The organism is Stenotrophomonas sp. 96582_Sma (genome assembly GCF_056480905.1).
This window is the reverse complement of record NZ_CM151122.1, coordinates 4,908,556-4,922,409: the sequence shown is the minus strand read 5'-3', so window position 1 is coordinate 4,922,409 and position 13,854 is coordinate 4,908,556. Positions and strand designations below refer to the sequence as shown.

General features: G+C 67.0%; 14 protein-coding genes. 9 read left to right on the top strand and 5 right to left on the bottom strand.

Features of this window, described 5'->3' with window-relative positions:
* Window positions 1–4: 4 nt before the first annotated feature.
* The 4 genes from ACZK2R_RS23070 to ACZK2R_RS23055 all read right to left on the bottom strand — a co-directional run bounded on the left by ACZK2R_RS23070 (window position 5) and on the right by ACZK2R_RS23055 (window position 4,145).
* Complete coding sequence (locus ACZK2R_RS23070; RefSeq protein WP_049399168.1) at window positions 5–1,210, bottom strand: efflux RND transporter periplasmic adaptor subunit; 1,206 nt, start codon at window positions 1,208–1,210, stop codon at window positions 5–7.
* The gene (locus tag ACZK2R_RS23065; RefSeq protein WP_180837854.1) at window positions 1,207–2,460 is read right to left on the bottom strand and encodes a TolC family protein; all 1,254 of its coding nucleotides are present in this window, start codon (window positions 2,458–2,460) and stop codon (window positions 1,207–1,209) included. The genes ACZK2R_RS23070 and ACZK2R_RS23065 overlap by 4 nt, the downstream gene beginning before the upstream one ends.
* 56 nt (window positions 2,461–2,516) lie before the next feature.
* Entirely contained in the window at window positions 2,517–2,858 is a 342-nt protein-coding gene (locus tag ACZK2R_RS23060) for a hypothetical protein (RefSeq protein ID WP_049399170.1), read from the bottom strand.
* 897 nt (window positions 2,859–3,755) lie between these two features.
* Window positions 3,756–4,145: a RidA family protein gene (locus tag ACZK2R_RS23055; RefSeq protein ID WP_180837855.1), complete on the bottom strand. Its 390-nt coding sequence runs from the start codon at window positions 4,143–4,145 to the stop codon at window positions 3,756–3,758.
* Between the two features lie 108 nt (window positions 4,146–4,253).
* On the opposite strand from ACZK2R_RS23055, the gene ACZK2R_RS23050 reads away from it, so the two are divergent.
* From ACZK2R_RS23050 to uvrD, 7 genes are all read left to right on the top strand, one after another.
* On the top strand, window positions 4,254–5,147 hold the full coding sequence (locus ACZK2R_RS23050; protein ID WP_180837856.1) for a LysR family transcriptional regulator: 894 nt from the start codon (window positions 4,254–4,256) through the stop codon (window positions 5,145–5,147).
* A gap of 55 nt (window positions 5,148–5,202) precedes the next feature.
* Window positions 5,203–5,712: a DNA polymerase III subunit epsilon gene (dnaQ, locus tag ACZK2R_RS23045; RefSeq protein ID WP_049462269.1), complete on the top strand. Its 510-nt coding sequence runs from the start codon at window positions 5,203–5,205 to the stop codon at window positions 5,710–5,712.
* Window positions 5,713–5,959: 247 nt separating this feature from the next.
* Complete coding sequence (gene rpmB, locus ACZK2R_RS23040; protein WP_005411638.1) at window positions 5,960–6,196, top strand: 50S ribosomal protein L28; 237 nt, start codon at window positions 5,960–5,962, stop codon at window positions 6,194–6,196.
* Window positions 6,197–6,206: 10 nt separating this feature from the next.
* Entirely contained in the window at window positions 6,207–6,374 is a 168-nt protein-coding gene (gene rpmG, locus ACZK2R_RS23035; RefSeq protein ID WP_170272460.1) for a 50S ribosomal protein L33, read from the top strand.
* A gap of 341 nt (window positions 6,375–6,715) precedes the next feature.
* Window positions 6,716–8,134, top strand: a complete 1,419-nt coding sequence (gene cls, locus ACZK2R_RS23030; RefSeq protein ID WP_180837877.1) for a cardiolipin synthase — start codon at window positions 6,716–6,718, stop codon at window positions 8,132–8,134.
* A gap of 45 nt (window positions 8,135–8,179) precedes the next feature.
* On the top strand, window positions 8,180–9,601 hold the full coding sequence (locus ACZK2R_RS23025; RefSeq protein ID WP_180837857.1) for an FAD/NAD(P)-binding protein: 1,422 nt from the start codon (window positions 8,180–8,182) through the stop codon (window positions 9,599–9,601).
* A gap of 9 nt (window positions 9,602–9,610) precedes the next feature.
* Entirely contained in the window at window positions 9,611–11,803 is a 2,193-nt protein-coding gene (uvrD, locus tag ACZK2R_RS23020; RefSeq protein ID WP_180837858.1) for a DNA helicase II, read from the top strand.
* A gap of 101 nt (window positions 11,804–11,904) precedes the next feature.
* Here uvrD and ACZK2R_RS23015 read toward each other — a convergent pair whose 3' ends face one another.
* Window positions 11,905–12,615 carry a hypothetical protein gene (locus tag ACZK2R_RS23015; protein WP_253143654.1) on the bottom strand — a complete coding sequence of 237 codons (711 nt, stop codon included), beginning with the start codon at window positions 12,613–12,615 and terminating at the stop codon, window positions 11,905–11,907.
* 135 nt (window positions 12,616–12,750) lie between these two features.
* On the opposite strand from ACZK2R_RS23015, the gene ACZK2R_RS23010 reads away from it, so the two are divergent.
* Together ACZK2R_RS23010 and ACZK2R_RS23005 are read left to right on the top strand one after the other, a co-directional pair.
* Window positions 12,751–13,077: a low molecular weight protein tyrosine phosphatase family protein gene (locus ACZK2R_RS23010; protein WP_180837859.1), complete on the top strand. Its 327-nt coding sequence runs from the start codon at window positions 12,751–12,753 to the stop codon at window positions 13,075–13,077.
* Window positions 13,078–13,283: 206 nt separating this feature from the next.
* Window positions 13,284–13,838: a hypothetical protein gene (locus tag ACZK2R_RS23005; RefSeq protein ID WP_180837860.1), complete on the top strand. Its 555-nt coding sequence runs from the start codon at window positions 13,284–13,286 to the stop codon at window positions 13,836–13,838.
* Window positions 13,839–13,854 lie beyond the last annotated feature (16 nt).

The following is a 13,854-nucleotide window of genomic DNA, read 5'->3' as shown; positions in this document are numbered from 1 at the left end:
CTCCTCAGTGGCCGTGCTCGGCTTCGCCCTTGGCCAGTTCGGCCTTGAGCAGGAAGGCGTTGGCACCGACGATGCGCTCGTTGCCGGTCAGCCCACCGAGGATCTCGATACGGTCACCAGCACGACGGCCAGCCAGCACCGGCTGCGCCTTGAAGCCGCCTTCGACGGCGACGAACACCGCACTGCTGCCATCGACGTTCTGCACCGCATCGGCGGGCACGCTGAGCGAGCCATCCTGGCCTTCGGTGACGACCACCGCCGATACCGGCGAACCGGCGGGCGGCAGCGCGGCATCCACCGGCGTGGCACGGATCACCGCGACGCCGCCCTGCTGGCGGACATCGGCGGCCGACCCGGTGACGGTGGCGGTGAAGCTGCCACCCGGCACGCTCACTTCCAGCTTCATGCCCGGCGTGACCTGCGCGGCCAGCGCCGGCGGTGCGGTGAACACCAGCTCGTTCATCGTCGGGTCGGCGACGTCGGCCACCGCGCTGCCGGCGGCGACCACGCCACCCGGGGTGACCTGCACGTTGCCGACGATGCCGGCTACCGGGCTGGTGATGCGCACGCGACCGCTGCTGTCCGGCGAACCGTTGGCGGCGGCTTGGGCCTGCGCGGCGGCGGCCTGGGCCTGTGCCGCCAGCGAACGTGCGCGCGAGGTTTCCATTTCCTGGCGGGCGACCACGCCCTGGTCGACCAGCGCCTTGTCGCGGCCATAGGCCAGGCGCGCGGCTTCTGCTTCGGCCGAGGCGGCCAGCGCATTGGCGCGGAACACCGCGGCCTCGCCACTGACCACGATGGCCAGTGCCTGGTTCTGCTTCACCGCCGTGCCCGGCGCGACCAGCACGCGCTCGACGCGGCCGGTCACCGTGGAGGCAACCGAAGCGCGGGCGCCCACGGTGGGCTCGACCCTGCCGGACAGCCGGGTCGAGCCACCGCCACCGCGACCGATCGCGACCACTTCGATACCGGAGGCCTTGATCTGTTCCTGGGTCAGCTGCACCACGCCTTCATCGGCGTCGGCGGGGGCTTTCGCGGTTTCCGCCTTGGCCTCCTTGCTGTCGGCGGCATGGCCGTGGCCATCGTCGGTGCCGGCCTTGGCCGCAGCGGGGTCTTCATTGGCAGGCGTCTGCGCGTTGCCGGCGCAGCCGGCAAGCAGGACGGTCAGCAGCACGCCGCCGATCAGCGGGAAAGTACGGGAGAGAGTCATTTGGCCTCCACAAAAGGTGCGCGCCCCTCAAGGCGGGCAAGATCGATTTCGGCGCCGACGCGCGACAGGCGCGCATCCACGGCGGTGCCGCGGGCGGCGATGAGGGCGCTGCGCGTGCTGCGCAGTTCCAGCTGCGAGATGCGTCCGGCATCGAAGCCGATGCGGGCCAGGCGATACGCCTCTTCGGCGGCGACCACGCTTTCATCGGCTGCGCGGGTCCGGCTTCCGGCGGCTTTCAGTCCGGCTACGGCGGAGAGGCGCGCGGCCTCGCTGTCGCGGCGCTGCTGGTCCAGGCGGGCCTCGGCCGCGCGCTGGTCGGCATTGGCGGCGCGGATGCCCCCGCGGTTGCGGTCGAACAGCGGGATGCTGAGGCTGACCCCGAGGTTGTAGGCACGCTCGCCGCCTTCGCGGAAGCGGGTCTGTGCGGCGGTGACACTGAGGTCGGGCAGGGCGCGCTTGCGCTCCACGTCGACCAGCTTGCCGGCCGCATCGGCTTCGGCTTCGGCGATGCGCACCGCCAGTGCCACGTCGGTGGCGCCACGCGGCAGCGGCGGGGCCCGGTCGAGCAGGCTGTCGTCAATCGACTGCACCGGCGCATCCAGCAGCGCGGCACCGGCCAGGCGGGCCAGCGCGGCATCGCGGAAGGCCTGTGCCTCATCCAGTGAAGCACTGGCGTTGGCCACTTCGCTCTGCGCCTGCACCGCACGCAGCTGCGGCTCGCGGCCCTGCTTGACCATCGCGTTGACGGCGTTGGCGTCATCGCGGGTGAGGGTCAGTGCTTCTTCGGCCAGGCTGTAGCGGCGCAGTGCGCTTTCCGCCTGTGCGTAGACCACCGCCAGCTGGCTGGCCACGTCGCTGCGGCTTTGGGCACCACGCAGGTTGGCGGCCTGTGCCTCGGCGCGGGCGGCACGGACACGCGCGCCACGCTGGCCCCAGACCTCCAGCGGCTGGGACAGGGTGAGCACGGTATCGGCCTTGCCCATGCCGCCATAGGAGCCGGTGCCCCAGGCGTTTTCGGCGGAGTAGGAGAGGGAAGGATTGGGCAACGCACGGGCCTGGTCGGCACGCGCATCGGCGGCCTCGGCCAGTGCCGTACCCACACGGGTACCGGGCAGCTGGTCCAGGCGTTCAAGCAGGGTGTCGTAGGAGGGGGCGGCTTGCGCCATCACCGATGCTGCCGGGGCCAGGCCCAGCAACACGGCGACGACCAGCCCGGCCGCGCGCGGCGACCGAGGTGTCAGGATCGACATAGGGGGATTCCGGTTGTGAGTGAAACGGGAGCCCGCGATTGCGGGACGCGCTCAACTCACGCCCGGGGGGGACGCGTCAATTCATCCTGGGCGACCGCATAGGTCGCAACGTCGCCGGCATTCATCCAGCGCGCCGGCAGCGGCGTACCGAAGGCGGCGAAATCGTTCGCCGGCAGGCTCAGCGTGGAGTGGTGGCAGTGGTTATGCGTGCAGGCACCCGTGTGCTTGCTGTCGCTGTCGCTGTCACCGCCTGCGTCGTCCGCGAGGGATTCGACATGGGCGCTGCTGGCATGCGGTTCCACCGCACACACCAGTGCGTCGGCCACCGGCACGACCACGAATGCCGCCATCAGCAGCATCATCAGGTACGTACGCAGTTGGCGGGTGATCCGGCGCATGGAGGGGAGGCTAGCAAGCGGTTTTCGCCGGATACAATATCAATGGCCACCTCGGGAATTCGTCGGAACCTCCCGTTCAGGTGGGCGGCACACGCCAGCTCTGGTAGGTGTCGACCTTGGTCGACACGCTTTTCGACCTCCGACACATTGCTGCCGGCCAGCGGCCGGCACTACCGCCGGTCTGCAGACAGCTTCGCGATCACCCTGATCTCGAACTGGAACCCATACAGCCAGGTCACGCTGACTGCCCTGGTAGGTGTCGACCTTGGTCGACACGCTTTTCGACCTCCGACACATTGCCGGCCAGCGGCCGGCACTACCCGTATCACGGCAGCTTCGCGATCACCTTGATCTCGAACTGGAACCCATACAGCCAGGTCACGCTGACTGCCCTGGTAGGTGTCGACCTTGGTCGACACGCTTTTCGAACCCGACACGTTGTTGCCGGCCAGCGGCCGGCACTACCGGTCTGCAGGCAGCTTCGCGATCACCTTGATCTCGAACTGGAACCATACAGCCAGGTCACGCCGACTGCCCTGGTAGGTGTCGACCTTGGTCGACACGCTTTTCGACCTGCGACACATTGCCGGCCAGCGGCCGGCACTACCCGTATCACGGCAGCTTCGCGATCACCTTGATCTCGAACTGGAACCCGTACAGCCAGGTCACGCCGACTGCCCTGGTAGGTGTCGACCTTGGTCGACACGCTTTTCGGCCCCCGACACGTTGCCGGCCAGCGGCCGGCACTACCGGTCTGCAGGCAGCTTCGCGATCAAGTTGATCTCGAACTGGAACCATACAGCCAGGTCACGCCGACTGCCCTGGTAGGTGTCGACCTTGGTCGACACGCTTTTCGACCTCCGACACATTGCCGGCCAGCGGCCGGCACTACCCGTATCACGGCAGCTTCGCGATCACCTTGATCTCGAACTGGAATCCGTACAGCCAGGTCACGCCGATGCCGGTCAGGGTCGGGTGCGGTGCTTCGCCCCAGTACTCGGGCACGATCGCCCACGCCTTCTCGAAGTTCTTCTCGGGGTCGACCAGGAACACGGTCACGTCGACCACGTCATCGAAGCTGCAGCCGGCGGCAGCCAGTACCGCATTGAGATTTTCGAAGGCGCGGCGCACCTGCGCTTCGAAATCCGGTTCGGGCGAGCCGTCCTCGCGGCTGCCGACCTGGCCGGAAACGAACAGGAAGCCGTTGGATCGGATCGCTGGCGAGTAGCGGTTGCGCTCGTACAGGGTCTGGCGGCTGGCGGGGAAAACGACATCACGCTGTGACATGGGAAGATCCCGTGGGAGAGAACGCCCATCCTCCGCGCCAGCGCTGTCTGGATAAACCGCGATGATCGGCCTAGATTGATCGCCAATTCCAAACAATCATGACCCACCATGGACCGTTTCGAGGCGATGCGGGCCTTTGCCCGGGTAGTGGAAACCGGCAGCTTCACCCGCGCCGCGCAGACCCTGCAGATCAGCCGCACCACGGCCACCCAGCTGGTGCAGCAGCTGGAGGCGCACCTGCGGCTGCGGTTGCTCAACCGCACCACGCGCCGGGTCAGCGTCACCGCCGATGGCGCGGCCTATTACCCGCGCATCGCCCGCCTGCTGGCCGAGCTGGAAGAGGTGGAGGGCGGGCTGGGCGATGCGGCCACCCAGCCGCGCGGGCGCCTGCGGGTGGACGTGCCCGGACCCTACGCGCGGCTGCGGCTGGTGCCGGCGCTGCCGGATTTCCAGGCGCGCTACCCGGAGATCCAGCTGGACATCGGCGTGAGTGACCGCGAGGTCGATGTCATCGCTGACAACGTGGATTGCGTGATCCGTGGCGGCACGCCGGCCGACCCGGCGCTGGTGGCGCGGCCGCTTGCTGCGCTGCCGATCGGCTTCCATGCCAGCCCCGGCTATGTGCAGCGCTTCGGCGTGCCGACCGACCCGCGCGCGCTGGAAGGGCCCGATCACCACATGGTCGGTTTCCTCAGCCCGCGCAGTGGCCGCGCCCGCGTGTTCCGCGCCCATCGCGGCGATGAGCGCGTCGAGGTGCAGGGCCGCTACACGGTCGGCTTCGACGACGGCAACGCCTATCTGGCCGCTGCGTTGGCGGGGCTGGGCGTGGTCGCGCTGCCCAGCTACATGGCCGAGCCGCATCTGGCGCGCGGCGAGCTGCTGCCGGTGCTGGAGGACTGGCAGCTGCCGCCCATGCCGATGCATGTGATGTTCCCGCCGAACCGGCACATGAGCCAGCGGCTGCGGGTGTTCATTGATTGGGTGGTGGAAGCGTTGGGGTGAGTGCATCGGTCGCGTGCGAAAATCCGGCTGCACGTACTGGAGAACGCACACCCTGATGAGCCGCATCGTCGCACTGGATACCGAAACCACCGGCATCTCCCACCGCCTGGGGCACCGGGTGATCGAAATCGGTGCCGTCGAACTGATCGATGGCCAGCTCACCGGCCGCCAGTTCCACACCTACCTGCAGCCGCAGCGCAAGGTGGACTGGGGCGCGCAGCGCGTGCACGGCATCAGCGACGCGATGCTGGTGGGCAAGCCACTGTTCTCCAGCAAGGCCGCCGAGCTGCTGGAGTTCCTGCGTGGCAGCGAGATGGTCGCGCACAACGCCACCTTCGACGTGGGTTTCCTGGACAACGAGCTGCGCCTGGCTGGCATCCCCGGCACGCTGGCCCAGCATTGCCGCATTACCTGCAGCTTGAAGCTGGCGCGCGGGCGCTGGCCGGGTCAGGGCAACAAGCTGGATGATGTGCTGCAGCGCCTGCGCATTCCCAGCCAGCGCGGCCTGCACGGCGCGTTGAAGGATGCCCATCTACTGGCCCAGGTGATTCCGCATCTGCGCTGAGCTGGTTCTACAGGGAGCGACCGTCGCATTCAGCCCCAGCCTGTGGGTAACTTGCGCAAGTGCTTGAACCCGTGCATAATGCGCGGCTCGCTGTGTCCGGTTTTCTACCGGGCGGCGCCTCCGGGAGCACGTCCCCGGCCGCCCAACGCCAGCGTAACCCTTTGATTCTCTTGACGTGTGGTGGGCAACCATCGAGGCCGCCGTCTCCCGGGCTACGGGCTGACACAACTTACTATCGAGGTGCGCAATGTCCCGCGTATGCCAGGTTTCCGGCAAGCGAGTGCAGACGGGTAACAACGTCTCGCACGCCAACAACAAGACCCGTCGTCGTTTCCTGCCGAATCTGCACGAGCGCCGCTTCTGGGTTGCCAGCGAAAACCGCTGGGTGAAGCTTCGTGTTTCCGCGCATGCACTGCGCACCATCGACAAGAACGGTATCGATTCCGTTCTGGCTGAGCTGCGTGCGCGCGGCGAAAAGGTCTGAGGAGTAGACGATCATGGCAGGCAAGCGCGATAAGGTCCGTATGATTTCGACCGCTGGTACCGGTCACTTCTACACGACCGACAAGAACAAGAAGAACACCCCGGGGAAGATGGAATTCTCCAAGTACGATCCGGTCGTGCGCAAGCACGTCCCGTACAAGGAAGGCAAGATCAAGTAATCCGCAAGGATTGCTGATCCCCGCGAAGAAACCCGCCCTTGTGGCGGGTTTTTTCATGCCTGGCATCCAGAGGGTGGGTGCCGACCGTTGGTCGGCAACTTGTCCCGCCCCCGGTAGGTGTCGACCTTGGTCGACACGCTGTCCCTTCACCCGGTAGGTGCCAACCTTGGTTGGCACGCCGTCCCCACCCCCGGTAGGTGTCGACCTTGGTCGACACGCTGTCCCCCCCACCCGGTAGGTGCCAACCTTGGTTGGCACACGGCTTCAAAGCAGTCGAGCGTGGCTCGACTCTACACACCCCGCTGGGCAGAATGGCCCATCACCTCCCGACGGGCGACGCGATGCTGTTCGAGTGGTTGCTGGGTTCCTACCTGCTGCTGATCGACTGGCTGATCCGGCTGGTCGCGCTGTGCTGGATTCCCACCCGCACCACGCCGGGGGCGGCGCGCAGCTGGCTGCTGCTGGTCGGCTTCGTGCCACTGCTGGGCCTGCCGCTGTACCTGCTGTTCGGCCACCCGTGGCTGTCGCGCGAGCGCATCCGCCGCCAGGCCGAGGCCTCGCAGGTGATCCGCGAGGAGCAGGCGCTGCAGCATCGCCTGCGCTGGACCCCACAGCCCGACACCGCCAGCGCTGAGATCGTGCCGCTGGTGCAGCGCCAGGGCGATTTCATGCCGGTGCACGGCAACGCCGTCGATCTGCTGACCGACTACGACGAGTCGCTGCACACGCTGATCGCCGACATCGACCAGGCCGAAGACCGCGTGCACCTGCTGTACTACCTGATGTTCGATGACGCGGTCGGCGAGGCCATTGTCGAGGCCTTGCAGCGTGCCGCCGCGCGTGGCGTGCAGTGCCGCGTGCTGCTCGATGCGGTGGGCGCCAAGCGTGGCCTGCGCGCCTATCGCAAGCGCCTGCAGGCGCGCGACATCGAAGTGCGCGCGATGCTGCCCGGTGGCCTGCGCTGGCGCCGCAGCGGGCGCATGGACCTGCGCAACCACCGCAAGATCGCGGTGATCGACAACGAAGTGGCCTATGTCGGTTCGCAGAACCTGGCGGGCCCGCAGTTCGTGCCGGGCCACCCGAACCGCGAGCTGGTGGCGCGCGTGCGCGGCCCGGCGGTGGCGCATCTGGAAGCCGTATTCGCCAGCGACTGGTACATGGAGACCGGCCAGCGCCTGGACGTGATCGCCGATGTGCCCGAGTGCAGCGATGACATCGCCACCCAGCTGCTGCCCAGTGGCCCGGCCTATCCGTACAGCAACGCACGCGATGCGGTGGCCGCGCTGATCCACCTGGCGCGGCGGCGGCTGGTGATGGTCACCCCGTACTTCGTGCCCGACGAGGCCACGTTGAGCGCGCTGCGCATTGCGGCGTTGTCCGGTGTGCAGGTGCAGCTGATCCTCTCCGCCAGCAACAACCAGCGGCTGACCTCGTGGGCGCAGGAGGCGTACTACGACGAGCTGCTGCGCTGTGGCGTGCGCATCGCCCTGTACGAACCGCAGTTCCTGCACGCCAAGCACATGAGCGTGGACGAGGACATCGCCGTGCTCGGCTCGATCAACATGGATATCCGCTCGTTCGCGCTGAATGCCGAGATCGGCCTGATCTGCTACGACCGCGCGCTGGTGCAGCAGTTGTGCGAGATCGAGGACGGCTACCTGCGCGAGTCGCGGCAGCTGGACCTGCAGCAGTGGCGCAGCCGCCCTACGTGGCGGCGCAGCCGCGAAGGCATCGCACGCTTGGCCGATGCGTTGATGTGAGGCAAGGCCGGCCGCCCATTTCGGCAATCCGGCCTGTCATCGCCGATGGCCTACAATCGGCACATGACTGATTCACCGCGTAATGGCGAACTGGACCTGGCAATCATCGGTGGTGGTGCGGCCGGGGTGCTGGTGGCGATCCAGGTACTGCGCCAGGCCAAGGCGCCGCTGGCGCTGGCCATTTTCGAACCCGCCTCGCAGCTGGCGCAGGGCATCGCCTATGCCACGCCGTGGCCGGAGCATCTGCTGAACGTGCCGGCGGCGAAGATGAGTGCGTTTGCCGACCAGCCCGGCGATTTCCTCGACTACCTGATGGCCGCCAACGCCTACCCGGGCGAGGCGCGCGAGGTGCTGGGCGAGCGTTACGTGTGCCGCCACTACTTCGCGGCCTACCTGCAGCAGCGCCTGCAGGACGCTGCCGCAGCCAGCCCGGCGCAGCTGCAGGTGATCGCGCAGCCGGTACTGGGCCTGCAGCCGGATGACCACGGCTACCAGCTGACGCTCGGCGATGGCCACACGCTGCACGCCGCGCAGGCGGTGCTCGCCACCGGCAACAGCATGCGCCCGCTGCCGGTGGCCGGTGCCGATGCGCTGCCTGCCGACGATGTGATCGAGGCCTGGGACTACGACGGCGTACGCACCCTGGCCGGTGAGCAGGCCGTGGCCATTGTCGGGTCCGGCCTGAGCATGGCCGACACCGTGTTGGCGCTGGTCGCTGCCGGCCACACCGGCCCGCTGCACGTGATCTCGCGCCACGGCCTGCTGCCGTTGCCGCATGCGCATGGCGGCCTGCCCAGCTTCGACCCGGCCACGTTGCTGCCGATGAACCTGCGCCAGCGCCTGCACGCATTGCGCGGGTTCGCACGCCAGGCGCAGGCCGACGGCCTGCCGTGGCAGGGCGTGATGGACCGCATCCGCTCGCACGGGCAGGCGCTGTGGTGCAGCCTCGATGAGGCGGACCAGCGTCGCTTCCTGCGCCATGTGGTGCGCTATTGGGACGTGCATCGCCACCGCATCGCCGAAGAGGTCGATGAGCAGCTGCAGTCCCTGCAGGATAGCGGCCAGCTGCGTATCCACCGGTCCCGCCTGCAACGTGTCTGGCGCGACGGCGATGCACTGCGGCTGTCCGGCCGCGATGCCACTGGCAACGAGCAGCAGTGGACGATTGGCGGCGTGATCAACGCCACCGGCGTGGAAACCCGCGCCAGCGCACTGCGCAATCCGTTGCTGCAGCAGCTGCAGGCGGACGGCATGGCGCGCCCCGGTCCACATGGGCTGGGCCTGGACAGCACGGTGCCGGGCGACCGTCTGCGTGCCGCTGGTGGACAGCTGCAGGCGCGGCTGGGCGTGCTCGGCAGCCTGCGCATCGGCAGCCTGTGGGAAAGCCTGGCGGTGCCTGAACTGCGTCAGCAGGCACACGCACTTGCAACCCAGGTGGTCGCAGGAGCCGCGACGGCGATGCCGTAAAATGGGGGCATGGATGTCTCCCACCTGCTTGATGGCCTGAACCCGGCCCAGCGCGAAGCCGTCTCCGCTCCCCCCGGCCACCACCTGGTGCTGGCCGGTGCCGGTTCCGGCAAGACCCGCGTGCTCACCCACCGCATCGCCTGGCTGCATGAAGTCGACGGCGTGCCGACCCACGGCATTTTCGCGGTGACCTTCACCAACAAGGCGGCCGGCGAAATGCGCCACCGCATCGACGCACAGCTGCCCAACGGCAGCCGCGGCATGTGGATCGGCACCTTCCACGGCCTGGCCAACCGCCTGCTGCGCCTGCACTGGCAGGACGCGAAGCTGCCGGAAGGCTTCCAGGTGATGGATTCGGACGACCAGCTGCGGCTGGTCAAGCGCGTGGTGCAGGCGCTGGAACTGGATGACGGCAAGTACCCGGCCAAACAGATCGCGTGGTGGATCAACGCGCAGAAGGACGAAGGCCGCCGCCCGCAGCACATCCAGCCCGAACCGCACGACGCGTGGCTGGAAACCATGCGCCAGGCCTACATCGAGTACCAGGCGCGTTGCGACCGCGCCGGCCTGGTCGACTTCGCCGAGCTGCTGCTGCGCGCGCATGAGCTGCTGCGCGACAACCCGGCCCTGCTGGCGCACTACCGCGCCCGCTTCCGGGAAATCCTGGTGGACGAGTTCCAGGACACCAATGCCATCCAGTACGCCTTCGTGCGCGTGCTGGCCGGCGATTCCGGCCACGTGTTCGTGGTCGGTGACGATGACCAGGCCATCTACGGCTGGCGCGGTGCCAAGGTCGAGAACGTGCAGGGCTTCCTGCGCGATTTCCCGGGCGCGCAGACCATCCGCCTGGAACAGAACTACCGCTCCACGGCCAACATCCTCGGTGCCGCCAACGCGGTGATCGCGCACAACCCCGACCGCATCGGCAAGCAGCTGTGGACCGACAGCGGCGACGGCGAGCCGATCGACCTGTACGCGGCGTACAACGAGATGGACGAGGCGCGCTACATCGTCGAGCGCGCGCGCCAGTGGGTGCGAGACGGTGGCAGCTATACCGAAGTGGCCGTGCTCTACCGCAGCAACGCGCAGTCGCGCGCGCTGGAAGAGGCCCTGCTGAGCGAACAGGTGCCGTACCGCGTGTACGGCGGCATGCGCTTCTTCGAGCGTGCCGAAATCAAGGATGCGCTGGCCTACCTGCGCCTGCTGTCCAACCGCAACGATGACGCCGCCTTCGAGCGCGCGGTCAACACGCCCACCCGTGGCATCGGCGACCGCACGCTGGACGAAGTGCGCCGCGAGGCGCGCGCGCAGGGTATTTCGCTGTGGGAAGCGACCATGCTGGTCACCCAGGGCAGCGCGCTGGCCGCACGTGCGCGCAATGCACTGGCCGGCTTCCTGGTGCTGGTCAACGAGCTGCAGGCGCAGACCCTGCACATGACCCTGGCCGAGCGCGTGGACCACGTGCTGGCCCGCTCGCAGCTGCGCGAGCACTGGAGCAAGGAAAGTCGCAACGCGCTGGACTCGGAATCGCGCACCGACAACCTCGACGAACTGGTCTCGGTGGCCTCGCGCTTCGTGCGCCGCGCCGACGACATCGAGGAAGTGGGCGAGGACATGGACGAGCTGGTCGCATTCCTGGCCTATGCCGCGCTGGAGGCCGGCGAGGGCCAAGCGCAGGCGGGCGAGGACGGCGTGCAGCTGATGACCCTGCACTCGGCCAAGGGCCTGGAATTCCCGCTGGTGTTCCTGGCCGGCCTGGAAGAAGGCTTGTTCCCCAGCGCACGTTCGCTGGAGGAAAGCGGGCGGCTGGAAGAAGAGCGCCGCCTGGCCTACGTCGGCATCACCCGCGCACGCCAGAAACTGGTGCTGAGCTACGCCGAATCGCGCCGCATCCATGGCCAGGACAACTACAGCCTGCCGTCGCGCTTCCTGCGCGAGATTCCGCGCGAGCTGCTGCACGAAGTGCGCCCGAAGGTGCAGGTCTCGCGGCCGGCCTCGATGGGCGCGAGCCGGGTAATGGGCCACGCCTCGATCGAGGCGCCGCCGCTGAAGCTCGGCGCGCTGGTCACCCATCCCAAGTTCGGCGAAGGCATGGTGACCGACTACGAAGGCAACGGCGCCCACGCCCGCGTGCAGGTCGAGTTCGCCGACGCCGGCAGCAAGTGGCTGGTGATGGCGTATGCCAACCTGACGGTGATCTGATCACCGTCGGGGAGGGGAGAATCTCTCCTGTAGAGTCGAGCTTGCTCGACTGCTTTGCGCGTTCAGTCGAGCAAGCTCGACTGTACGAAAGCGGTGGCGCGTCATTCTGAGGTGAATTTCTCCACCGCGGAAATCACGCTCGCGCGATCCATCGCTTCTTCATCCTGGCGGTTGCGGATCAACACATAGTGGCCTTCCGCCGGCGACAGCACCTCGATCACCTCGCCGCGGTAGTTGGTGATCTCGATGAAGCCGTTGCCCACGCCGTTGAGGTTGTCGATCTCGGCAATCAATGTCTCCAGGCTCACGATGGCGCCGCCCTTGTCCGTTCCGCCGCCAGTGCGGGGATTGTCGAAGTACACGCTTATCTTCGGCTGCCTGGTCCTATGCCAGTTGTTGACGTCAACGATGTGATGTGTGGACCACCTGAAGTCATCTTCTGATTCGTTGCCGTTGAATTCACACCGGAAGATCGGCAGGCACAGGAACAGACCCGTGCGCTTCTCGATTCGGTTCAGAAGCCCGTGATACATGCTGGGAACCGCCATCGCATGGGTAAACCCGTAGGCGTTGGGTGGAATCTCGAAGATCGTTGGCCCATCATGTGAAAGATTGTGCGGTGCGTTCAGCACAACGCTGGCGGCGAATTCCGGATCATCGACATTCTTGGACGCGATCGCGAGGTCATGTGCCTTGGCATTCCTTATGCAGCAATAGAGCGTGTAGGTCGCGACTACGTACCTGCTGAAGTAGCAGCCGTGGGCCTCGGCTACCTCTGCGAACGTCGTTAACAGGTCATCCTTGGTGATCATGGGCATCTGGATGGTGGAAAGGCACATAATGGTTTGCTGAAGGTCTTCCGGCCATGCAACTTGTCTGAAAGCACCCGGTTGGCGTCAGAGCCCTTTTCCGTTGGAAAAGGAGTCCGACCCCGATACGCTGCGGGCATGACCCGCAACGTGCTCTTCCTCTGCAGCCAGAACCGCCTGCGCAGCCCCACCGCCGAGCAGGTATTTGCCGATTGGCCGGGCATCGAGACCGCCTCGGCCGGGTTGCTGGCCGACGCCGAGGAAGTACTCAGCCCCGAGTTGCTGCAGTGGGCGGACCTGGTGTTCGTTATGGAAAAGGCGCACCGCAACCGTCTGTCCAGCCGTTACAAGGCATGGCTGAACGGCAAGCGGGTGATCTGCCTGGAAATCCCGGACGATTACGACTACATGGACCCGGTGCTGGTGGAGTTGCTCAAGCGCAAGGTGGCGCCGTTCCTGCGCTGACGGGCTGTTGTAGAGCCGAGCCCATGCTCGGCTGCTTCTGGTGGGAAAGGCAGTCGAGCACGGCTCGACTCTACAAAGGCAGTCGAGCAAGCTATGTCGGTCGTCCTGACCGGCACCCTTCGGGCCGTCGCAAGCGACGTTGGCAGCGGCTCCTGCCGCTACCTTCGACTCTACAATGGGGCCTGACATCTTCCAGGAACGCCCCGATGACCGAACCCACGTTGCACGTCACCGTGAAGTTGAACGCCAAGCTGCAGCCCGAGCATCGTCATGAACTGTTCGAGGATCCGCTCGATGCGCTGCTGCAGGCGGCGCAGGTGGGTGAGCTGACTGGCGGCGGCACCGCGATGTCCGACCTCGGCGAGGTCGAATACGGCGATATCGAAGTGGCGCTGGTGGACGTTGCGGGCGTGCCGAAGCTGATCGACCTGCTGGAACAGCTGGGCGCGCCGAAGGGTTCGCAACTGCAGGGGGCGGGCGAGGCTGATCGAGGCTTCGGCGTGACCGAAGGCCTGGGCATCTACCTGGATGGCCTGACCCTGCCGGACGAGGTCTACGAGCAGTGCGATTCCAACCACGTGTTCGAGCAGCTGTCCGAGCGCATCGACGGCCTGGGCGAGATCTGCAGCTGGTGGCAGGGCCCGACCGAGACCGCGCTGTACATGTACGGCGAATCGTTCGAAGCGATGCGTGATGCGATTGCCGAGTTCGTCGGCAGCTATCCGCTGTGCCAGAACGCGCGCGTGGTGCAGATCGCCTGAGGGCAGAAAATGTAGA

Coding starts and splice junctions, on each gene's coding strand:
- ACZK2R_RS23055 (WP_180837855.1), bottom strand. CDS start 4,145: ATGTCACAGCGTGATGTCGTTTTCCCCGCCAGCCGCCAGACCCTGTAC.
- cls (WP_180837877.1), top strand. CDS start 6,716: ATGCTGTTCGAGTGGTTGCTGGGTTCCTACCTGCTGCTGATCGACTGG.
- ACZK2R_RS23005 (WP_180837860.1), top strand. CDS start 13,284: ATGACCGAACCCACGTTGCACGTCACCGTGAAGTTGAACGCCAAGCTG.
- ACZK2R_RS23015 (WP_253143654.1), bottom strand. CDS start 12,615: ATGATCACCAAGGATGACCTGTTAACGACGTTCGCAGAGGTAGCCGAG.
- ACZK2R_RS23010 (WP_180837859.1), top strand. CDS start 12,751: ATGACCCGCAACGTGCTCTTCCTCTGCAGCCAGAACCGCCTGCGCAGC.
- ACZK2R_RS23060 (WP_049399170.1), bottom strand. CDS start 2,858: ATGCGCCGGATCACCCGCCAACTGCGTACGTACCTGATGATGCTGCTG.
- ACZK2R_RS23050 (WP_180837856.1), top strand. CDS start 4,254: ATGGACCGTTTCGAGGCGATGCGGGCCTTTGCCCGGGTAGTGGAAACC.
- ACZK2R_RS23025 (WP_180837857.1), top strand. CDS start 8,180: ATGGCCTACAATCGGCACATGACTGATTCACCGCGTAATGGCGAACTG.
- dnaQ (WP_049462269.1), top strand. CDS start 5,203: ATGAGCCGCATCGTCGCACTGGATACCGAAACCACCGGCATCTCCCAC.
- ACZK2R_RS23070 (WP_049399168.1), bottom strand. CDS start 1,210: ATGACTCTCTCCCGTACTTTCCCGCTGATCGGCGGCGTGCTGCTGACC.
- uvrD (WP_180837858.1), top strand. CDS start 9,611: ATGGATGTCTCCCACCTGCTTGATGGCCTGAACCCGGCCCAGCGCGAA.
- rpmB (WP_005411638.1), top strand. CDS start 5,960: ATGTCCCGCGTATGCCAGGTTTCCGGCAAGCGAGTGCAGACGGGTAAC.
- ACZK2R_RS23065 (WP_180837854.1), bottom strand. CDS start 2,460: ATGTCGATCCTGACACCTCGGTCGCCGCGCGCGGCCGGGCTGGTCGTC.